Annotated in this window: 20 protein-coding genes and 1 riboswitch; of the genes, 6 read left to right on the forward strand and 14 right to left on the reverse strand. The window is 57.2% G+C overall.

Annotation, left to right across the window (positions count from 1 at the left end; all coding sequences use genetic code 11):
* The first annotated feature begins 103 nt into the window (after nt 1-103).
* The 4 genes from ACFP6B_RS02040 to ACFP6B_RS02055 all read left to right on the forward strand — a co-directional run bounded on the left by ACFP6B_RS02040 (nt 104) and on the right by ACFP6B_RS02055 (nt 6,292).
* Complete coding sequence (locus ACFP6B_RS02040) at nt 104-598, forward strand: hypothetical protein (protein WP_377126164.1); 495 nt, start codon at nt 104-106, stop codon at nt 596-598.
* Nucleotides 599-686: 88 nt separating this feature from the next.
* Nucleotides 687-917, forward strand: coding sequence for a hypothetical protein (locus tag ACFP6B_RS02045; RefSeq protein ID WP_377126167.1), 231 nt, complete (start codon nt 687-689; stop codon nt 915-917).
* Between the two features lie 442 nt (nt 918-1,359).
* Complete coding sequence (locus tag ACFP6B_RS02050) at nt 1,360-3,018, forward strand: hypothetical protein (RefSeq protein WP_377126170.1); 1,659 nt, start codon at nt 1,360-1,362, stop codon at nt 3,016-3,018.
* A 127-nt stretch (nt 3,019-3,145) separates the two neighbouring features.
* Nucleotides 3,146-6,292 carry a type I restriction endonuclease subunit R gene (locus tag ACFP6B_RS02055; protein ID WP_377126173.1) on the forward strand — a complete coding sequence of 1,049 codons (3,147 nt, stop codon included), beginning with the start codon at nt 3,146-3,148 and terminating at the stop codon, nt 6,290-6,292.
* Here the strand turns inward: ACFP6B_RS02055 and ACFP6B_RS02060 are convergent.
* The 12 genes from ACFP6B_RS02060 to pnuC all read right to left on the reverse strand — a co-directional run bounded on the left by ACFP6B_RS02060 (nt 6,289) and on the right by pnuC (nt 15,611).
* Complete coding sequence (locus ACFP6B_RS02060; protein WP_377126176.1) at nt 6,289-8,076, reverse strand: ATP-binding protein; 1,788 nt, start codon at nt 8,074-8,076, stop codon at nt 6,289-6,291. The two genes, ACFP6B_RS02055 and ACFP6B_RS02060, sit on opposite strands and share 4 nt — an antisense overlap.
* An 81-nt stretch (nt 8,077-8,157) precedes the next feature.
* Nucleotides 8,158-8,292 carry a hypothetical protein gene (locus tag ACFP6B_RS02065; protein ID WP_377126179.1) on the reverse strand — a complete coding sequence of 45 codons (135 nt, stop codon included), beginning with the start codon at nt 8,290-8,292 and terminating at the stop codon, nt 8,158-8,160.
* A 12-nt stretch (nt 8,293-8,304) separates the two neighbouring features.
* A complete protein-coding gene (gene hisF / locus ACFP6B_RS02070; RefSeq protein ID WP_185173038.1) occupies nt 8,305-9,066 on the reverse strand; it encodes an imidazole glycerol phosphate synthase subunit HisF in 762 nt (253 codons plus the stop codon).
* Nucleotides 9,067-9,147: 81 nt separating this feature from the next.
* Nucleotides 9,148-9,993, reverse strand: coding sequence for an ATP phosphoribosyltransferase (hisG, locus tag ACFP6B_RS02075; protein WP_185173039.1), 846 nt, complete (start codon nt 9,991-9,993; stop codon nt 9,148-9,150).
* A gap of 24 nt (nt 9,994-10,017) precedes the next feature.
* A complete protein-coding gene (locus tag ACFP6B_RS02080) occupies nt 10,018-10,281 on the reverse strand; it encodes a phosphoribosyl-ATP diphosphatase (protein WP_135012131.1) in 264 nt (87 codons plus the stop codon).
* 148 nt (nt 10,282-10,429) lie between these two features.
* Nucleotides 10,430-10,744: a helix-turn-helix domain-containing protein gene (locus tag ACFP6B_RS02085; protein WP_377126185.1), complete on the reverse strand. Its 315-nt coding sequence runs from the start codon at nt 10,742-10,744 to the stop codon at nt 10,430-10,432.
* Nucleotides 10,731-11,087, reverse strand: coding sequence for a type II toxin-antitoxin system RelE/ParE family toxin (locus tag ACFP6B_RS02090; protein WP_377126188.1), 357 nt, complete (start codon nt 11,085-11,087; stop codon nt 10,731-10,733). The genes ACFP6B_RS02085 and ACFP6B_RS02090 overlap by 14 nt, the downstream gene beginning before the upstream one ends.
* Before the next feature lie 123 nt (nt 11,088-11,210).
* Complete coding sequence (gene ribH, locus ACFP6B_RS02095; RefSeq protein WP_377126191.1) at nt 11,211-11,681, reverse strand: 6,7-dimethyl-8-ribityllumazine synthase; 471 nt, start codon at nt 11,679-11,681, stop codon at nt 11,211-11,213.
* A 90-nt stretch (nt 11,682-11,771) separates the two neighbouring features.
* Complete coding sequence (locus ACFP6B_RS02100) at nt 11,772-12,320, reverse strand: GTP cyclohydrolase II (protein ID WP_377126290.1); 549 nt, start codon at nt 12,318-12,320, stop codon at nt 11,772-11,774.
* Nucleotides 12,321-12,383: 63 nt separating this feature from the next.
* On the reverse strand, nt 12,384-13,700 hold the full coding sequence (ribB, locus tag ACFP6B_RS02105) for a 3,4-dihydroxy-2-butanone-4-phosphate synthase (RefSeq protein ID WP_377126194.1): 1,317 nt from the start codon (nt 13,698-13,700) through the stop codon (nt 12,384-12,386).
* Nucleotides 13,701-13,878: 178 nt separating this feature from the next.
* Nucleotides 13,879-14,898, reverse strand: a complete 1,020-nt coding sequence (gene ribD / locus ACFP6B_RS02110; protein WP_377126197.1) for a bifunctional diaminohydroxyphosphoribosylaminopyrimidine deaminase/5-amino-6-(5-phosphoribosylamino)uracil reductase RibD — start codon at nt 14,896-14,898, stop codon at nt 13,879-13,881.
* A 2-nt stretch (nt 14,899-14,900) separates the two neighbouring features.
* A complete protein-coding gene (gene pnuC, locus ACFP6B_RS02115) occupies nt 14,901-15,611 on the reverse strand; it encodes a nicotinamide riboside transporter PnuC (protein ID WP_237204839.1) in 711 nt (236 codons plus the stop codon).
* Between the two features lie 140 nt (nt 15,612-15,751).
* Nucleotides 15,752-15,885: riboswitch (FMN riboswitch) on the reverse strand.
* Between the two features lie 149 nt (nt 15,886-16,034).
* Here pnuC and ACFP6B_RS02120 point away from each other — a divergent pair.
* Together ACFP6B_RS02120 and ACFP6B_RS02125 are read left to right on the forward strand one after the other, a co-directional pair.
* A complete protein-coding gene (locus ACFP6B_RS02120) occupies nt 16,035-17,456 on the forward strand; it encodes an MFS transporter (RefSeq protein ID WP_377126201.1) in 1,422 nt (473 codons plus the stop codon).
* 69 nt (nt 17,457-17,525) lie between these two features.
* Complete coding sequence (locus tag ACFP6B_RS02125) at nt 17,526-17,828, forward strand: hypothetical protein (RefSeq protein ID WP_377126204.1); 303 nt, start codon at nt 17,526-17,528, stop codon at nt 17,826-17,828.
* Nucleotides 17,829-17,834: 6 nt separating this feature from the next.
* Here the strand turns inward: ACFP6B_RS02125 and ACFP6B_RS02130 are convergent, their stop codons facing one another.
* A complete protein-coding gene (locus tag ACFP6B_RS02130; RefSeq protein ID WP_377126207.1) occupies nt 17,835-18,629 on the reverse strand; it encodes a tetratricopeptide repeat protein in 795 nt (264 codons plus the stop codon).
* Between the two features lie 6 nt (nt 18,630-18,635).
* On the reverse strand, nt 18,636-19,301 hold the full coding sequence (gene rpe, locus ACFP6B_RS02135; RefSeq protein WP_377126210.1) for a ribulose-phosphate 3-epimerase: 666 nt from the start codon (nt 19,299-19,301) through the stop codon (nt 18,636-18,638).
* Between the last annotated feature and the right edge of the window lie 19 nt (nt 19,302-19,320).

The raw sequence follows: 19,320 nt of genomic DNA on the forward strand, positions 1-19,320 counted from the left end.
TTAACGCTCATATTTTTGCCGCGGGTGGGGCCGTTGTCTAGTTGGTGGGGGTGGGGTGCGTGTCTACTTTTGAATAAGCCTCGTAGATAACGAAAGTTTTCAGTTGATTAAACTGCATGGGTCAATTAATTGGTTTTACTCTAGATTCGATGCCGGAGTAGTCTCAGCACAGAAGCTAAGAGTTCGTGAAAAATTCAACGGCAAAAGAACTATTAAGCATTCTGAAAAAATTATTTCGGAAATGATTGAATCTCAGGACAGACTAATAATTCCTCCAGTTGCCTCCAAAGATAAATTTTACGGCACTAATATATCTAACATTCTATGGAGAACTGCTAGAAAATATCTTCAACAAGCGGAATCAGTAACTTTCATTGGCTACTCCCTACCTCCAGAAGATTTCGTAACAAGCCAACTTCTTAAAGAGCTGTCAAGTGATATTAAAATAATAGTTGCTGACCGATTCGCAGATAAAAAATTTAATACAGGCGTAACTAAGAATTTATCGGACATCATACTTGCCAGACCTTCCAATATTTTCACCAGTGATAGATATATGGAAGAACTAATAGATTTCATCAAAACCGAGAGAAAGTAGGTCAAGTTTTTAATACAAACCTATCTTAACAAATTATTCAATAATATATAACCAACGCAATTTTAATTTAGGAGTTTTACTTTACATTATGAACATCTCACCAATTGACTACCAACTTCTTGAAAATGCATTCCTCCAGAAAATCAATGAATACGTTGACTCCGGAGTAACTTTTAACAACCTAGATTTCGATAAAGCACTAAAAGATATCATTGAAAAAGAGCTTCCCAAAGGTAACCGCTCTGCTGTTCAAAAAATTAACAATGAATGGCGAATCGCTGAAAGCTATATGGAAGATTTGATGTTTAAGTATCAATAGCTAACCGACCATGTAGCCTCTCGGAGTGATTCCGAGAGGCTACACTTTTTTCACAACATTAATTCAACTATGTCCAATTTCCGCTCCTCATCCCATGAGCCGAAGTCCTCACCTGGCTACAAAACAGCGCCCCAAAAACTACTATGCCTCCCTTCGCTCAAACCAGAGATAGAGTCCGCAGCCCATACCTCCAGCTCGACCGGATCGTCACAAAACTTGCAACTCCCGAAGTAACAAGGGGAACGGAAACCCTCAACACCTGGCTCGAAGGCTAAAAATGCTTTAGAGGATTATAGCAAATCAATATATATATATAAACGATAACCTCCATATTGCTATAATCAGTGTTACACACCATTCTAATATTCTGAGAAAATTCATAAATTTTATAAAAGTAAACACATAGCAGTTATTGACAACCAGACTCAAAAAAGGACAAACATTGATTTCTTTCGAAAAAGCTGCCTTGTTAGCTATTCTCCGTTCCGAGCGCTTCGCTGTATTCCTACAGTTTATCTCTAGCACATCAAAGACAAAGGAAGAATACAACCAAGCAAAGGATTTTGTTTGCGAAACAGCTAAGAACCTCGAAAGCAATTACGGTAATATAATTCATCCTGAAATTTTTACCATCATCAACACACCGGAAGGTTCAGACTTACTTCGAGAACTAGATAGTTTTCAAGAGAACCTTGCCCAAGAACTCATTAATTACATCAACATAAAACATCGTGAACAGTATCTACGTAAGCTCAAAAATAAATCTCATAAAGAATACTTAGCAGCCCTTCCCGAAATCACTGAAGACGAAATATACGAAGCCCTTGTAGAGGGTTTAATCGTAAACTGCCTAGATATCACAGGTAACAACCTACCAATCCGTTCAGATGAAAACTACAACGGCGCGTTCATGGATACCCCAATTGCAACCGCCAAAATCAGCGCAGAAACCCTAGCGTCAGCAATCATCAAAGCATGCAACGGTGGCGCTGAAATTGAAGTCAACTCTAAAGGCCTTCGGCTACATCAGGTTATGGTAGTAGGTACTCTCGACCTAAACTGGTTAGAATGCCCTTTCCCACTTGGTTTTGAAGGATGCAGTTTTACATCATGGATATGGCTCGATTACCTCAAAGTTCCCTGGATTTCATTCGAGTATTGTGACTTTACCTGCCATGGTGGTTACTCGGATGGTAAAGCAGGCGCGATTAACGCCACTGGAATGCAGGTAGAAAATGATTTCAGGCTCTTAGACAATCAAGGGCTCGGCCAACTTTTCCTTCCTGACTCCTCAATTGGTATTTTCAGCCCACGAGACCAAGATGAGACTGCCACCGATTTCGAAATAAACTATGGAAATAGCTCAGCACATGATTCAGATATGCGTGTAGTGTTTGAAGAAGCAACATTTAAAAAACTTTATCTCTCTTTAGAAAGTAGAAACTATTTCAAATTAGGAAATAATGCTGGTCATTATCACATAGAAGCCATTGAATTAACTAACGAGGATGATCAAAAACCCAAATTAACTGCTGAAAAAACTGTAAACTGGCTGTTTAGTGAAGACGACGGTAAAACTTACAAAGTTAACAGATCTGTAGCCAAGGAGTTTGAAGATGCTCTTTATCGTTCAGGAGATCAAGACATCTCTAAAGAATTCGGTATTCGAATTGCAGAACTAATTAGCAAATCAGAAGGCGCAAAAGGACTTCTGAAGCGTATCTTTCTCGGATACACTGTGCGCTACTTCTACGAGAACACCCGAGCATTGTGGTTCATCCTTGCTCTCTGGGCTATTGCCTGGGCTGTCATGCTCACCATCTCCTTGGTAGCTCCCGAAACTCTCACTGCCTCACCATTGGCAAACGAATACGAATATCAAGAGCGATGGGTGCAGTCAATTCTCGATGCGGCTGGTTGGTCGTTACTTTACTCAATGGACCTAGTATTCTCGCCACTTTCACTTGGACAAACTGAAAGTTTCTGGTCCAGCGTACCTATCATCAATATCATTTTTGCCATCATCAAGGGCATAAGCTTGTTGCTCATGGGTCTGTTCCTCACCGGTGTAACCCACATAACCGACAAAAACTCAAAATAAAAGAATCGCAGAGGACTGAGAACAATGTTTTCAGTCCTCTGCTGTCGTAAACAACTATCAGCAACTAGTACTTCTAAACTTGTAGAAAGACAGTTTTCCTAGCCCCTCATGTCAGGAGCCTCTCCCCATGTCTCGCCCCCACCTCGAACGTCCTCTCCAGCAAGACATCTGCGCCTACCTGGTCGCTCACGGGTGGGTGCACTCCCCCAATTCCGCAGGCTACGACGCCAGGCGCGCCCTCTACCCCGCAGACGTCCTCACCTGGCTGAAAACTAGCGACCCCAAAAACTACGCCACCCTCATCAAACCCGGCACAGACCCCACCACTCAGCAGGCCCAGGAAAACCGTCTGCTTGACCGGCTCGTCACCAAACTCGCAACCCCAGAAGAACAAGGCGGCGGAACCCTCAACGTCCTACGCAAAGGCTTCAGCGTGCCCGGCGCACGCCGCCCCTTCCACCTACTGGCCTACCCACCCCAAGACAACCGCAACCCCGAACTCACAGCCCTCTACCAGAAGAACATCCTGCGAGTCGTCGAAGAAGTCTATTACAATCCAGCAAGTGAAAAAGCCCGTATAGACCTCGTGCTCTTCATCAACGGCCTACCCGTAGCCACCATCGAACTCAAAAGCGAATACACCCAAACCTTGCAAGAGGCCATCAAGCAGTACCGCACCGACCGCGATCCCAAAACCTCACCCCTGCTCCAAGAACACCGTGGCGCCCTGGTGCACTTCGCCCTCTCCCAAGACGAAATCGCCATGACCACCAAACTGGCAGGCAAAGCCACCAACTTCCTCCCCTTCAACCGCGGAGCCAACGGCGGAGCAGGCAACCCCATCATCGACGGCAAACTCGCCACCAGCTACTTCTGGGAAGAAATCCTGGAGCCCAACACTTGGATCATCATCCTCACCAAATTCATCTACACCAACCACCAAAAAATCACCGATCCCCTCACCGGCAAAACCACCCATAAAAGCCACATCAGATTCCCCCGCTACCACCAGTGGCGGGCAGTCACCAAACTCATTGAGGCAGCCCGCACCGAAGGCGCAGGGCACAAATACCTGGTGCAGCACTCAGCAGGCTCCGGCAAAACCGACTCCATCGCCTGGACGGCCCACCGGCTCTCCAACCTGCACACCCCAGAGGGCGAGCGCGTCTTCGACTCCGTCATCGTCATCGCCGACCGGCAGGTGCTCGACCAGCAGCTACAAGACGCCATCGACCAGCTCGTCACCACCGCCGGCACCTTCCAGCCCATTACGCGCGGCAGCGGCGACTCCAAATCTAAGCAGCTCGTCGAGGCACTGACCACCGGGGTGCCCATCATCGGCGTCACCCTGCAAACCTTCCCCTTCGCCCTGGCAGAAATGACGAAGGAGGGCGGCCAGCTCGCCGGTAAGCACTTTGCGATTATTGCGGACGAGGCGCACTCGTCCCAGTCGGGTAAGGCAACCGACTCTATCAAGGAAATGCTCAACACCGAGATTGACGCCGGTATTGAAGAGTCAGACCCCGAAGCTGACCAGGTGGCCCTGACCAAGATGGCCCAGCGTGTGGTGGGTGAGGGCCACCAGGTGTCCTTCTTTGCCTTCACCGCAACGCCCAAGGCTAAAACCCTGGAGGTCTTTGGCCGACGGGCCGACGGCACCGGCCCCCACGAGCCCTTTGACCTCTACCCCATGAAGCAGGCCATTGAAGAGGGCTTCATTCTTGACGTGCTCAAGAACTACACTACCTACCAGATGGCAGCCAAGATCGCCCAGAAGAACGAGGACAGCGGGGCAGATGAAGAAATCGACATCCGCAAAGGCACCAAGAGCCTCATCAACTTTGTAGAGCTACACCCCACCAATGTTGCCTCCAAGGTAGCGGTGATTCTTGAGCACTTTGAGGGCCGGGTCAAGCAGGAGCTCGGCGGTAAAGCCAAAGCCATGGTGGTGACGTCCTCACGCGCTGCAGCCGTGCGTTACCAGCGGGCTTTTGAAAAAGCTATCGCCGAGAGAGCCCTGCCCCTGAAGACGCTTGTTGCTTTCTCAGGTGAACTGCCCGACCCCGACCTTGAGGTAGTGCCCGGGGTTGATACGCCCACCGTGACTGAGGCGTCCATGAACCCTGACCTCAAAGGTAGGAACCTCGCTGAGGTCTTCAACCAGGACGGCCAGCATATTCTGATCGTGGCCAACAAGTACCAGACCGGCTTTGACCAGCCCCTGCTGGTGGCTATGTATGTGGATAAGAAGCTCTCGGGCATCACCGCCGTGCAGACCCTCTCCCGCCTCAACCGCCGCGCTGACGGCAAAGAGAACACCTACATTCTGGACTTCGTCAACGACCCCGAACAGATACGCGCTGCCTTCGCCGAGTACTACGAGGACGCCCGCATCGAGACCGAATCAGACCTCGACCTGGTTGCCAAACAGGTCGACAAGCTCGACGCGGCCGGTATCTACAACCGGGCAGATGTGGAACAGTTCTGGGAAAAGTGGGTTGCCCCCGGTGCCCGGCAGGCCTCCTTTGACTCCCTCATCTCCATACCCGTGCAGCGGTTTGTGACGCGCTGGCGGGCAGCGCAGGAAGGGATTGACGGTTCTGCAGACCGAGCCGCCCTTGAAGTACTGCTGGAGTTCCGCTCAACCCTCGCCCAGTACGTGAAGTCCTACGCCTTCTTCTCGCAAATCTTCAACTTCGGCGACCCCTACTACGAGAAACTCTCTGCCTTCGCTGACCTGCTCGCGCGCAAGCTGCGCCGCTTTACCCTCGATGAAGTATCCCCGGAGGTCGTGAACGTGGACGACATCGTCCTCACCCACTATCGCCTCGAAAAGTTGCGGGAAGAGGAAGACTTGAAGCTCGCGTCCTCCCAGGCGGAGGGCCTGCAGGGCATGACCGAAGCAGGCCTCGCCAGCATTCAGGAGCGCGAGCGCAAGGCCCGTTCTGAACTGATTGAGAAGATTAATAAGTACTTCCACGGCCTGGACTTGAGCGACGAGCACCAGGTGGGCTTTGCGACCACCTTTGTGGCTGAGGCGGCCAAGGACGCCGGGCTCAAGCAAAGCGCCATGGCCAACACCAAGGTGGACTTCTACCATTCGAAGAATGTGCGCGTTGGCCTGGCGAATAAGCTCTGGGACTACAGCTCAGATACAGCTGACCTGATTGACCACGTGCGCAAGCTACCCGCGGAGCAGTTCGTAGAGTTCATGCTCGACATGGGCCTGTACGAACTGCTGCGGGGCGAGAAGGTGGAGGAGCTGAGCCACTAGATATTGTGGGACATCTTAGAGAGCAAGCTCTCCGCCACCTGCTCCACGCCCAGGCGGTACTGTGCGGAATCACGATCTGCACGACGCACATCCGTTAAATCAAGAACAGCCCTACTCTGTTCCTCTGGAATCTTAGAGTTAGCAATCCACAGAACCGGCACAATATTCTTGCCGTCTAACACAGACAAGTCACCTATTTGCTTGACCCAGCGAGGCGTCACCAAAGCCAAGCCAACAAGGGGTACCTGCTCGTCAGCGTCCGCGCCCAGCGTATGAGTAAAATGTGCCGGATCATCATCCAAAACAAGCTCAACGCTCAAACCAGACAGACCCTCAACAGCATCAGCAACATCTTCAGCAAAGCCACGAATATTCCCTGCTAACGCAGAGCCCTCATCAGCCGCAGCGAAACTAGCAACGACACGCACATCAACATCGCCAGTTTTCTTAGAGGGCTCAAACTCTGCCCGTGGCTCTATCGCAGTTGCGCGCGCTCTGTTCATCAACCCCTGCCACAAACTAGCGTCCCACAAGGCGGCCAAGGGAAGAGCCCAAATTTTCTCGCCTAAAGGCACAGGCCGAGCCACATTACAAACGACGAAGCCCCGTGTAACCCTGTCACCATACAATTCTTGAAAGCTCTTCAACCCCTTCAAGAATTCAGGTTTTACACGCGCAGAAGCTTTCACTTCCACAGCAATGAGAGAATCTGCAGAATCACGCAAGACTACATCGACCTCAACGTCCTTGTTCTTAATCCGCTGTCGCCAATGGAATATATCCACACTACGCTCAGCCCATCCAGCATGGGCACGTACCTGCTGCATCACCAGTGTCTCAATCAGACGCCCTCGTACATCTGCATCAACTAACTGTGCATCACTCGTACTGACCAAAGACCGAGCGGATAAAGCCACATCTGCGGGGAAAAACTTTGCTGAAGACCGCAAAGACCTCTTTGAAGCCCGATGCAGGTTGGGGACCTCATAGATTAAGAAACGTTTTTCGAGAGCGTCGAGATAAGAATCAACTGTGCGGCGGTCCATTGAAAGTTCTCTGCCCATTTCAGAGATATTTAGCTCTGAAGCAGGGTGCCTTAAAACATAAGCCAAAATCTCGTGTGCACGTACCTGATCAAACGACTCACCTGGCTTTACCCGCTGAGTTAAGATGCTTCTTATCCCCTCGTCAATAGCCAGGCCTAACGTAGAGGTCACTGAATTGCCAGCAAGCCGACGATACTGGGGCATACCTCCTAGAACGATCGCATCAGATTCAATATCCAGAAGTTGTGCTTGCTCCCCTGTAACCGGATTTGCATCAAATAGAGCATCTATCACAGACCACGGCTGCTGATGGGGAGAGCTGATTTCTGCCTCGCTTAAAGGCTCTAATGATACTCGTAAAGCCCTGCGTGCCAGAGGGTCAGTGCCGCCAAAGCCGCTTTGCCCGATGCTTGAAGAACCGGTAAGAACTAGACGAATTGAGTCCTGGTTCTCATCTAGAACCTGTTTCACAGCAACCGGTAGCTCAGGAACCAGCTGAGCTTCGTCGATTGCGCAGGGCCACTCTAGACCACGGAGCCAACCCACAGTATCAGCCTCAACCACTGCTCGCAGACCGGCATCAGCCATCGAATAAACTGCCTTCAGATGCCCCTCATGAGCCAGCTTGTTCACCAAGCTTGTTTTACCCACTGCACGTGCGCCTTCGATAATCACGACAGGCGCAACAGCAAGCAGGTCAAGTATCTTGGGCTCAAGGAATCTGGGATAGAAGGTCATAGGTCAAATTGTACATTCGATGCACAAAATTTTGTACATAGGATGTACAAGTTGTTAAAAGTACTAGGTGGATTAGCTAATTCACCAAGGAAGCTCAGCACTGCCTTCATCTAAAGGCTCAAGCTGAGCTTGCACAATGCTCTCACGTACTTCAGGGATAGAACTAAGGTAAAGAGTTTCCTGAGTTGCTAGCCAATCATCTTCAGTAGTCATCATCAAGATGCTTTCCTAACGTACTTCGTACCCCGCCGCTCGGATTGCGTCCTTCACTTCCCCGATGCTGACCTCGCCGAAGTGGAAGATGGAAGCTGCGAGGACGGCGTCCGCGCCTGCTTCGATGGCGGGCGGGAAGTGCTCGGCTGCGCCCGCGCCGCCCGAAGCAATTAGGGGTACGGTGACGACGGAGCGCACCGCCCGAATCATGGGCAGGTCAAAGCCGGCCTTGGTGCCGTCGGCGTCAATGGAGTTCAGCAGGATCTCACCCACGCCGCGTTCCTGGGCCTCAGCAACCCATTCAAGCAGGTCAAGCCCGGTGGATGTGCGGCCGCCATGGGTAGTCACCTCATAGCCAGACGGAGTAGCGTCCGACTTCTTGGCGTCCGCCGAGAGCACCAGCACCTGGGAGCCAAACCGCTCGGTAATCTCGTTGATCACCTCGGGCCGGGCAATAGCGGCAGTGTTGATAGAGGCCTTATCGGCGCCGGTGCGCAGCAGGCGGTCGACGTCCTCAGCGGTGCGCACTCCCCCGCCCACGGTCAGGGGAATAAAGACCTGCTCAGCGGTTGACGACACCACATCGAAGGTGGTCTGGCGGTCCGAAGAAGAGGCGGTGACGTCCAGGAAGGTCAGCTCATCGGCGCCCTCAGCGTTGTAGCGCTTGGCGAGTTCTACCGGGTCGCCAGCGTCGCGCAGACCCTCAAACTTTACGCCCTTGACCACGCGGCCGGCGTCCACATCAAGACACGGAATAACACGAATGGCAACACCCACGGGCGCGCCCCCTTTCCTTGAAAGCAAAACTAAAGCGGCGGCGTCCGCCCATATCAGGGGCAAGGACGCCGCCGGGTAAAGTTACAGGCGCGCGGCCTGAATGGCGGTGACTAGGATGCCGCGGCCACCGATGTCGTAGAGGGAATCCATGACCTTATTCGCTGCCTTGCGCGGCACCATGGAGCGCACGGCAACCCAGCCCTCGCGCGAGAGCGGCGAGATGGTCGGGGCTTCAAGGCCGGGGGTCAGGGTGGTGGCAGCCTTGAGGTTAGCCTCTTCGATGTTGTAGTCAATCATCACGTACTGGCGGGCAATCAGCACACCCTGCAAGCGGCGCTGCAGGCGCTCAAGACCGGCGTGGTCCTCAACGCCGGGGCGCTTAATCAGTAGGGCCTCAGAGCGCATAATCGGGTCGCCAAAAGGTTCCAGGCCTGCAGCGCGCATGGTGTTGCCGGTTTCTACGACGTCGGCGATGGCGTCCGCAACGCCCAACCGAATCGAGGACTCAATAGCGCCATCCAGGCGTACCACCGACGCGTTGATGCCGGAACGTTCCAGGTAGTCGGTCAGCAGGCGCTTGTAGCTGGTGGCGATGCGCTTACCTTCAAGTTCGGACGGGTCGGTGTAGGTACCGGCGGGCCCAGCCAGGCGGAAGGTGGAGCGGGCAAAATCGAGCTTGAGCGCTTCCTCAGCGTGGGTGCCGGAGTCGAGCAGCAGGTCGCGGCCGGTGATACCGACGTCCAGGGTGCCCTCGCCCACGTACACGGCGATGTCGCGGGGGCGCAGGTAGAAAAATTCAACCTCGTTGTCCTGGTCAACGAGCACCAGCTCGCGGGAGTCGCGGCGCTGGAGGTAGCCAGCTTCGGTCAGCATGGTGATGGCAGCCTGAGAGAGCATGCCCTTGTTAGGAACTGCAACGCGCAGCATAGGTTTTTCCTTTGCAGTGATGGTTTAGAGGTACTTGTAGATATCTTCAGGAGTCAGTCCCTTGGCGATCATCATGCACTGCAAATGGTAAATCAGCTGTGAAGCCTCTTCAGCGAACTCGGCGTCAGACTGGAATTCAGCGGCCATCCAGACTTCCGCTGCTTCTTCTACAATTTTCTTGCCGATAAAGTGCACACCTTTGTCGAGTTCCGCAACGGTGCCGGAGCCCTCAGGGCGGGTTTCAGCCTTTTCGGCTAGCTCTGCGAATAGGGTTTCAAAGTTCTTCACGGTCTCTAGCGTACCGCTCTTTGAGGTGCTGGCGTTACCGGGTAGGTTTAGATTTCATCTTTCGGTCACGCGCACAGGATAAGATGCGCGGACGGACGCCCGCCCTACCGCCAGCGGCAGGGCAGGAAGGCGGGCGTCGGCCGCTTACTTACAGGGTGCTATAAATCTTGTGGCGCGTACCCACCGGGAAATCGGCCGTAACGGTGAGGTCTGCACCTAGCGCTGCGAGGTATTTGTGCAGGGTTTTGATACTAACACTCTCGATATCCCCTTTTTCCATCTGGGAAATTCTTTTTTGGGAGACACCGATTTTTTCAGCCAGATCGGTCTGGGTCAGACCTAAATCTTTGCGAAGCTCCTGTAGCTGAAAAACACGAGCCTCAGCATGCATTTCATTCACTAGGTGCTGTAGGTCATGAGAATCGACTGGACGCATTTGTTTCAGTTCTTCAAGAGTTGTCATGGCGTTTCCTTAGGTACTCTTCATAGCGTTTCTCAGCAAGAGGGATATTCTGTTTGTACCATTTGTTCCATTGGCCGGTTTTGTCACCAGCTACCAACAGAATCGCCTGTTGCTCTGGATCAAAGATGAATAGAATTCTAATATTTTTTGCGTGACCGCGGGGTCTCAGTTCTTTGAGGTTATGTAAAGACGAGCCGGTAATGCGATCAATAAAGGGCCTACCTCCATGAGGACCTACAGACCCAAGGTATTCAAGCGCTGCAAGCACATGAAGATACTCCTGGCTAGGCAATTCCATGAGCCAGTCTTGAACGAAACCTACTTCAACCGTCCACCCTTGCATAACGCCACAATACTATAAATATGTTCTATTGCATAGGTGAAGGCAAAGAGGAGCCCTCCTATCTTCGCTAAAGATAGGAGGGCGGGCGTCCGCTCATAATGTTCGGGAGCTGGCCCCTAGGTTTTAGAGCCCGCGCAGTGCCACCACGGTTTCCAGGGCCGCTGCCATGGCCTCGTAGCCCTTGTCTTCGTTGGAACCGGGCAGGCCGGCACGGTCGATGCCTTGCTCTTCGGTGTCGCAGGTCAGCACGCCAAACCCGACGGGGGTTTTGGTTTCTACAGAGACCTTGGTCAGGCCGCTGGTGGCGGCGTCGCAGACGTAGTCAAAGTGCGGGGTTCCGCCGCGGATGACCACGCCCAGGGCGACGAGCGCATCGTACTTTTCAGCCAGGGTTGCGGCGGCTACCGGCAGTTCGAAGGTGCCGGGCACGCGCACGATGGTCGGTTCGATACCGGCGTCCACTGCTGCGCGCTGGGCGCCGTCGAGCAGGCCATCCATGATCTGGGTGTGCCAGGACGCCGCAATCACGGCGACCTTCAGACCTGCGGTGTCTGCGGGGTTGAGTTTGGGGGCGGGTGCTCCTGCTCCGCTCATGGTGTTCTCCTTAGGGTTGGGTTTGGGGTAGGTACCAGCTATTTCAGAAATGACCACAAACTAGATGGGTTTTTCTGACTCAGATGGTACCTAGTTGAGGATGTGGCGCATACGGTCGCGTTTAGTGGCGAGGTAGCGCTCGTTTTCGGGCCGGGGTGCAACAATATCGGGCGCCAGCCCTGTCACCTGCACCCCCAGCTCGGTTAGGGCTTCTGCCTTGGCCGGGTTGTTGGTAAGTAGGCGGACGCGGGTCAGCCCGGCTGCTTTCAAGATGGCGGACGCCTGGGTGTAGTCCCGTGCGTCTGCTGGGAAGCCCAGGTGCAGGTTGGCGTCGAGGGTGTCGTCCCCGGCGTCTTGTAGGGCGTAGGCTCTCAGCTTGTTGACGAGGCCGATGCCTCGCCCCTCGTGCCCGCGCAGGTAGAGCACAGAACCGCCCAGTTCCTGTACGGTGGCGAGGGCTTTTTCGAGTTGGGGTCCGCAGTCGCAGCGGTAGGATCCGAGCAGGTCACCCGTGGCGCATTCGGAATGGAGCCGAACCAGGTGGTCTTGCCCTTCATGCTCAGGTGTGAGGGGCGTCCGTCCGCGCCGACGGCGGTGGCAAGCATGTGCTCGGTGCCGTCGGCAAACTCGTAGGCAGATACGGCGAAGGTGCCGTGAGGGGTGGGCACCAGCACCGGCTCGCTCCTGGCTACCAGGGTGTTCTTATCGCTCACCGTCGTGCTCCTGCAGGTAGGTGACCAGGTCAGCGATGGAAATCATGGGCATGTTGTGCTGGGTGGCGAAGGCGCGTAGGGCGTCGAAGCGCATCATGGTGCCGTCGTCGTTCACGATTTCAGAGATTACGCCGACCCCCGATAGGCCCGCGAGTAGGGAGAGCTCTACCGCTGCTTCGGTGTGGCCGGGGCGCTGGCGCACTCCCCCGTCGACTGCCCGCAGGGGGAGGACGTGGCCGGGACGGGTCAAATCTCCCGCAGAGGACGCCGGGTCGGCAAGCACCTGCACGGTGCGGGCCCGGTCGGCGGCTGAGATGCCTGTGGTGACGCCGTCGCGGGCATCGCAGGTGACGGTGTAGGCGGTGCCCTTGGCGTCCTCGTTTACTGCCACCATGGGCGGCAGGTTCAGGGTATCTGCCCGGGCGGCGCTCATAGGGGCGCAGATGACGCCGGAGGTGTAGCGGATGGTGAAGCCCATGAGTTCAGGGGTGGCGTGTTCGGCGGCGAAGATGATGTCGCCTTCGTTTTCGCGGTCTTCGTCATCGACCACGACGACGGCCCCGCCCCGGGCAATTTCGGCAATCGCCCGGTCGATGGTGTCGAGCGCGGCGGCACGGTGCTGGGTGCCACCGCCAGCACTACCGGTGGGAGTAACGCCCAGACCGGCAACCGACCCCGATACCGCCAGAATACGCTGCACGTACTTGGCGAGGGCGTCGGTTTCGAGGTTGACGGTGTCGCCCACGGTCAGCTCACCTAAGGTGGTGGCTTCTAGTGTTGCGGGGATCAGACCTACCTCGAACCAGTGGGTGTCGGCCTGCGGGTGGGATACGGCGGTGACGGTCAGCGACGCACCCGAGACAGTGATAGAGCCCTTCTCAGTGAGGTGGGCTGCCATATCCCGGGGCACGCGCACGCGCACGGTACGCCAGGATTCGTGGTCTTCAACCTTGACCACGGTACCGAGCCCGTCCACGTGACCCTGCACGACGTGACCATCAAAGCGGCCGTCCGCTGGCATGCAGCGCTCAAGGTTGACGCGCGCACCAGGGGCCAGCTGCCCCAGGTTAGTGCGGCGCAGGGTTTCACCCATCATGTCGGCGGCGAAGTAGCCGTCGGCAAGCTCGCGGGTGCGGGTAGCAGTCAGGCAGACGCCATTGACAGCCAGGGAGCCGCCGTGTTCCAGGTCGTCGATAATCGGGCCCGCCTTGATCGTCACAACGGCTGATTCGACCCGACCCGAGCTATCGAGTACAGGTTCAAGAGATTCTACGGTGCCGACAGCGGCAATGATTCCGGTAAACATAAGAAGTCTTTCAGAAAGTTTCGGAGATTTACTTCGTGTAGATTCCACACACGTGGGTGGGGCAAGCTCGCAGCGAAGCTGCTGGCGCGGGGCTGGCGTGAATCGCCCTTGTGAGCGCTAGCGAACCGGGCGAGAGGGTCGGCAGCGAGCGCGAGCTTGTCCCGCCCGCTACAAGCCTCTATAACGACATAGGCACGAGCCGGGTGCGGACGTCCGCTCCCAAGGTTTGCACTGCAGGATGGTAGGTGAGGTCGTCGAGTTGCCAGCGCCCCGCCTGGTTCAGGCTGCTGATTCCGAGGTCGCCCAGGGCTGGTTTTCCGGCGCCGAGCAGCAGGGGCGCTCGGTACCAGTAGAGTTCGTCGACGAGGTTGATGCGGATGAGGGCGGTGATGAGGGTGGGGCCGCCTTCGACCATGAGGTGGCGCACTCCCCGTCCGTGTAGGTCGGTGAGTACGCTGGTGAGGTCGTGGGTTCGGTAGTGCAGGGCACTGCCCTGGTTCACGGCCTGGGCCAGGTGGCTGCCCTCTAGCAAAGCGCTTTCCCCCACCACCACGCGCAGGGGCTGGTGCCCGGTGAGCTGCCCGGTGCCCGTCCTTGCGGTGAGTTGGGGGTTATCGGCCTGCACGGTGCCGGTGCCGACCATGATGGCGTCGGCGCGGGCTTCTTCCCCGGTGATCCACTGGCTTGTTCCGTCGGCGGCTGCGATGTAGCCGTCGAGGGAGCTTGCGGTTTTGGCGGTAACGAAAGGACGCTTCCCGGTAGCTGCTGCGAACCAGCGGGCGTTGAGGGCGTAGGCTTCGTTCTCGAGTACCCCGCCGCGCACGGTGATGCCTTGGGAGCGCAGGTAGGTGGCTCCGCCGGCGGCGTCCTCGGTGGTGTCTGCGTAGGCGTAGATGACCTCGGCGATACCTGCCTTGGCGATGGCGACCGAGCAGGGGCCGGTGCGGCCGGTGTGGTTGCAGGGTTCTAAGGTGACGTACATGCGGGCCCCGCGCACGTCGATTCCGGATTCGCGGGCGTTTGCCAGGGCGTCGGCTTCGGCGTGGGGGCTGCCGGCGCCGCGGTGCCAGCCGGTGGCAAGCAGCTGCCCGGTGGCGTCCACAATTACTGCCCCGACTAGGGGGTTAGCCCCGCGCACGCCCTTGCGGGCCTTATCGAGGGCAAGGCCCATTGCCTGGGTGTCGGTAAGGAGTGACATGGTTAGCGCACGTCGACGGTGGGGTCGGGGAAGGCTGTTTCGACCTCAACCTTGCCCATTTCGCGGTTGCGGGTGCGCCACCAGACGAAGAAGCCGGTGAGGGTGAAGGCCCCGTAGAAGAGGTACATGAAGGCGCTGGCGTAGTAGCCTGCGGACCAGAGCAGGGGCACGCCGACCACGTCCACGGCGACCCAGACCAGCCAGAACTCTACCCAGCCCTTAGCCATGCCGTAGGTGGCGAGCAGGGAGCCGGTGAAGATCCAGGCGTCTGACCAGACCGGCTCGTAGGAGCCCAGGGCTCGGAAGATGGGGGTGAGTACGCCGGTGCCGACCAGCATGAAGGCCACCATGAACGCTCGTTCGCGCCAGCTGGCCCACTGGGGTATCACTGCGGCCTGGCCTGCGTCGCCGGTCTTGCGGGTCTGGTTCCAGCGGTACCAGCCCCAGACGGAAACGGCGATGAACATGATCTGGCGGCCTGCCTGCCCCAGCAGGTTAGCGGTGCCGTAGGTTGACCCGAAGAGGGTACCTAAGAAGACGGTGAGCAGAAGCAGGTTGCCGAGAATACCGACGGGCCAGGCCCAGACTTTGCGGCGCATGCCGCCGAGGGCTGATAGTAGGCCAAAGATGTTGCCAAGGACTTCGCGCACCAAGAGGGACTGGTTATCGCCAATCGCAATTTGAGCGTCGAAGAGCCACCGCAAGAAATCCATAAAAAACTCCCAAAGCGAGTGGCTCCGGGAGAACAAATCGAGGGTACCCGGTGTTGGCTGGCTTCGGTGGGCGTCGGTGAGGACGCCGGTGGGCCAGTCCGTCGGGTACGGCAGGTGCCGCTGGGGCACCTTACGGTTTGCTCGTGCTACCTTCCATCCAGACTGTACTGTCTGCCAAGGAATTCCACCTTGCAGGTATCGGGCACGTGGATGTGCCGTCAATTAGCGGGCTGTCACCGCAGGTTCGGATTTTCACCGGGTCCCGGAGCACGATATGTATATTTACCCTTCAAGTTATAGCACGGCCGGGGGCTGTAACCGTCATATTGTGACTTATTCCCGCTATCTGGTCGGGTGCGGGGCCTTCCCCGAAGCCCCTGCTGATAACGTCAGTGTGACCTTATTTCCTGCCCCCTGAGCCACATGACTTCCCTGCACGAAAACCAGCCCCGGGCGTCCGCACCCGGCCAACCCGCTACCCACCAGACCGTCGATGCCCTCAATGCGGAGGCCCTGAGCGCCGAGCAACTCACCACTGCCCTCGATGAGCTTCCGGTAACCCGCCACCACGCCCGCCTGCTAGGGGTAACGGGTATCGGCTGGGCCCTGGACGCCATGGATATCGGCCTGATCTCCTTCGTCATGGCTGCCCTGATTGCCCACTGGGGTATTACCTCGGGGCAGGCATCGCTGTTGGGCTCTATCGGGTTTTTGGGCATGGCGATTGGGGCGACCCTGGGCGGGCGCTTATCGGATAGGTTTGGGCGGCGCGCAATCTTTGCGGGCACGCTTCTGGTCTACGGGCTGGCTACCGGTTTTTCTGCCCTCGCTACGACCTTCACCGTTCTGCTGGTGCTGCGTTTCATCGTGGGGTTGGGGCTCGGCGCTGAGCTGCCGGTAGCTTCCACCTATATTTCTGAGTTTGCCCCGCGGGCTGTACGCGGGCGTATGGTCGTTGTTCTTGAAGCTTTCTGGGCGGTCGGCTGGATCCTCGCTGCCCTGATTGGCACCTTCGTCGTGAGCCGCTCCGAGGACGGCTGGCGCTGGGCTCTTGCCATCGGCTGCGTCCCTGCCCTCTACGCCCTGGTGGTGCGGTGGGGGCTCCCCGAATCGGTGCGCTTTCTCACCCGACGCGGCGACCTGGCCCGCGCCAGGTCCGTGGTCGCTGGTTTCGCTGCCTCCCCGCCCTTGCGGGCAGAAGCTGCGCGGACGCCGTCCGCCCCCGCCGCTGCCGGGCAGGCTTCAGCCGAGCTGGCTCGGGCAACCTCCATCTGGTCAGCGGCGCTACGCCGCCGCACCCTTGCTTTCTGGGTCATCTGGTTCTGCATCAATCTTGCCTACTACGGGGCTTTTATCTGGATTCCCTCGCTACTGATTCAGCAGGGCTTTAGCCTGGTCAGCTCTTTTACCTTCACCCTGATCATGACCCTGGCCCAGCTACCGGGCTATGCGGTGAGCGCCTGGCTGATTGAGCGCTGGGGCAGGCGTTCCACCCTGGCTACCTTCTTGCTGGGCTCAGCGCTGGCAGCGGTGGCCTACGGCCTATCCCACGAGGTCTGGGCGCTGGTAGCTAGCGGCTGCATGCTCTCCTTCTTCAACCTGGGTGCCTGGGGTGCCCTCTACGCCATCGGCCCAGAACTCTACCCCGGCCACCTGCGCGGTTCCGGCACGGGTGCAGCTGCCGGGTTCGGCCGCCTAGCCTCTATCACTGCTCCCCTGCTCGTGCCCGCTCTGCTGCCGCTGGTAGGTGTTTCGGGGCTCTTTGTTCTGTTTGCTCTAGCCTTCTGCACGGCAGCTGGCGCGACCCTCCTGCTGCCTGAAACCCGCGGCAGGCAGCTCGCCTAGCCCCGAGATAGTCATCAGTCGCTACACTTGAGGTGCATAAAGTTTTCTACCCCCGACCATAGGTGAGCTGTGTCTGACGCGAAACCCGCCAATATTCAAAAACGTGATACCACCTTCAAGCAGGAGCACGGTGCCGTGGCGCACCTGGTCAAGCGCAAGCCCGAGCAGGCTGTCGCCCGCGCTGTAAAGGGCGCCCAGAAACTGCTGGACGAAGGCCAGTGCAAGCAGGCCCTGAACGTGCTGACCCTAGCCAAGCCCGTACTGGTTGCTGGGTCAGAGGACGCCGCAGCCTACTACACCATGCTGGCCACCATCCACCGCTCTATGGGCAACGAGCAGGCTGCCGAGCGGGCCGAGAAGAACCTGGCCTAAGGCTCACTAGCTGCCGGGGAGCCGGTTCAGCAGCTCCTTCACAAAGGCCTCGTTATCGGCATCCCCAGCAGCGGCGTAGTGCTCCGCCGACCGCACCAGGTAGCCCTGGGCGGCGTCCGCGTCCCCGCTCTGAGCTGTGACCAGGGCAAGTAGCTGGTAGGTCTCGGCGAGAAAAGCCTGGTCACCCAGCTCCTCAGCAAAACCGAGGGCTTCGCTGAGCAGGGGGCGGGCAGCGTCCGTATCCCCCACCGCCAACAACCCTTGAGCCTGGGCATTGCGTACGTGCATGAGCTGAACCGTGTGATTGCCCGCCGCGTACAGCTCGTACGCCTGGGCCAGATAGCCCTGAGCACCAGCTTCATCCTGGGTCTGCCGGGCAAGTCCCGCCAGCGCTACCAGGTTATGGGCCCGACCCTCGGCATTCCTCTGAGCTTCATAGCCGCGCAGCCTCTGGGTGTACCAGGTCTTGGAGCGCTCAAAGTCGCCCAGTTCAGCATGCAGGGAACCCACCTCGGTGGCGAAGTCGGGCAGCTGCTCGGCATCAGGTTTAGCATCGGCCAGCAGGGCGTGGGCACGCGTAACTTCTGTGAGAGCTGGCGCGAGATTCCCCAGGTCGCGGTTGACCTCGCTCAAGATTTTCAGGGCAAGAATCTGCCCGAAGGCTTCACCGGCACTCTCAAAACCACCGGCGGCGGCCTGCAGGGCGGGCAGGGCGTCGGTAAGTTGCCCGGCAGCGATGAGCTCCTGGGCACGGGCCAGCTCGCGGTCGGCTTCTTCAAGGGGAGTTAGGTTCTGGGGCATGGCTTCCTAGTGGGTGTGAGCGGACGCGGCAGCCCGGCGCAGGCCCGCAATAGCGGCTTCGAGGTCGTCCGCACCGTAGACAGATGAACCGGCAACAAAGCAGGTGGCACCGGCCTCGGCTGCACGCACAATTGTTTCTTCGGTGATACCACCGTCAACCTGCAGAATCACCTCAGCCCCTGAGCCCTCAATGGCGGCGGCCGCCCGCTTAATCTTGGGAAGGGTGACGTCCAGGAAGGCCTGGCCGCCGAAGCCCGGTTCAACGGTCATGATCAGGAGCATGTCGAGTTCACTGAGCATATCCACATAGGGCTCAACGCCGGTGGCAGGGCGCAGGGCCATGCCCGCCTTAGCACCGCTTTCACGCAGGGTACGGGCCAGTTTGATAGGAGCGATAGCGGCCTCCGCGTGGAAGGTCACCGACTCGCACCCAACCTCAGCATAGGCAGGGGCCCAACGGTCGGCGTCCTCAATCATCAGGTGCACATCAAAAGGAATGGGCGAGACCTCTTTGAGGCGCTTCACGACGGGCAGCCCCCAGGTCAGGTTGGGAACGAAGTGGCCATCCATCACATCAATATGGGCGGCGTCAGCGGTCGAGATAGCGGTGAGCTCCTCCCCCAGCCGAGAGAAGTCAGCGCTCAAAATGGAAGGGTTAATCAGGCAGGTCATGGGCGTCCTTTCGTTGCCG

The sequence above is a fragment of the Rothia nasimurium genome (genome assembly GCF_042660305.1).
GTDB classification, from domain to species: Bacteria; Actinomycetota; Actinomycetes; order Actinomycetales; family Micrococcaceae; genus Rothia; species Rothia nasimurium.

Coding starts and splice junctions, on each gene's coding strand:
- ACFP6B_RS02065 (WP_377126179.1), bottom strand. CDS start 8,292: ATGATGACTACTGAAGATGATTGGCTAGCAACTCAGGAAACTCTTTAC.
- hisG (WP_185173039.1), bottom strand. CDS start 9,993: ATGCTGCGCGTTGCAGTTCCTAACAAGGGCATGCTCTCTCAGGCTGCC.
- ACFP6B_RS02045 (WP_377126167.1), top strand. CDS start 687: ATGAACATCTCACCAATTGACTACCAACTTCTTGAAAATGCATTCCTC.
- pnuC (WP_237204839.1), bottom strand. CDS start 15,611: ATGGATTTCTTGCGGTGGCTCTTCGACGCTCAAATTGCGATTGGCGAT.
- ACFP6B_RS02120 (WP_377126201.1), top strand. CDS start 16,035: ATGACTTCCCTGCACGAAAACCAGCCCCGGGCGTCCGCACCCGGCCAA.
- ribB (WP_377126194.1), bottom strand. CDS start 13,700: ATGTTTACCGGAATCATTGCCGCTGTCGGCACCGTAGAATCTCTTGAA.
- ribH (WP_377126191.1), bottom strand. CDS start 11,681: ATGAGCGGAGCAGGAGCACCCGCCCCCAAACTCAACCCCGCAGACACC.
- ACFP6B_RS02085 (WP_377126185.1), bottom strand. CDS start 10,744: ATGACAACTCTTGAAGAACTGAAACAAATGCGTCCAGTCGATTCTCAT.
- ACFP6B_RS02090 (WP_377126188.1), bottom strand. CDS start 11,087: ATGCAAGGGTGGACGGTTGAAGTAGGTTTCGTTCAAGACTGGCTCATG.
- ribD (WP_377126197.1), bottom strand. CDS start 14,898: ATGTCACTCCTTACCGACACCCAGGCAATGGGCCTTGCCCTCGATAAG.
- ACFP6B_RS02055 (WP_377126173.1), top strand. CDS start 3,146: ATGTCTCGCCCCCACCTCGAACGTCCTCTCCAGCAAGACATCTGCGCC.
- ACFP6B_RS02130 (WP_377126207.1), bottom strand. CDS start 18,629: ATGCCCCAGAACCTAACTCCCCTTGAAGAAGCCGACCGCGAGCTGGCC.
- rpe (WP_377126210.1), bottom strand. CDS start 19,301: ATGACCTGCCTGATTAACCCTTCCATTTTGAGCGCTGACTTCTCTCGG.
- ACFP6B_RS02060 (WP_377126176.1), bottom strand. CDS start 8,076: ATGACCTTCTATCCCAGATTCCTTGAGCCCAAGATACTTGACCTGCTT.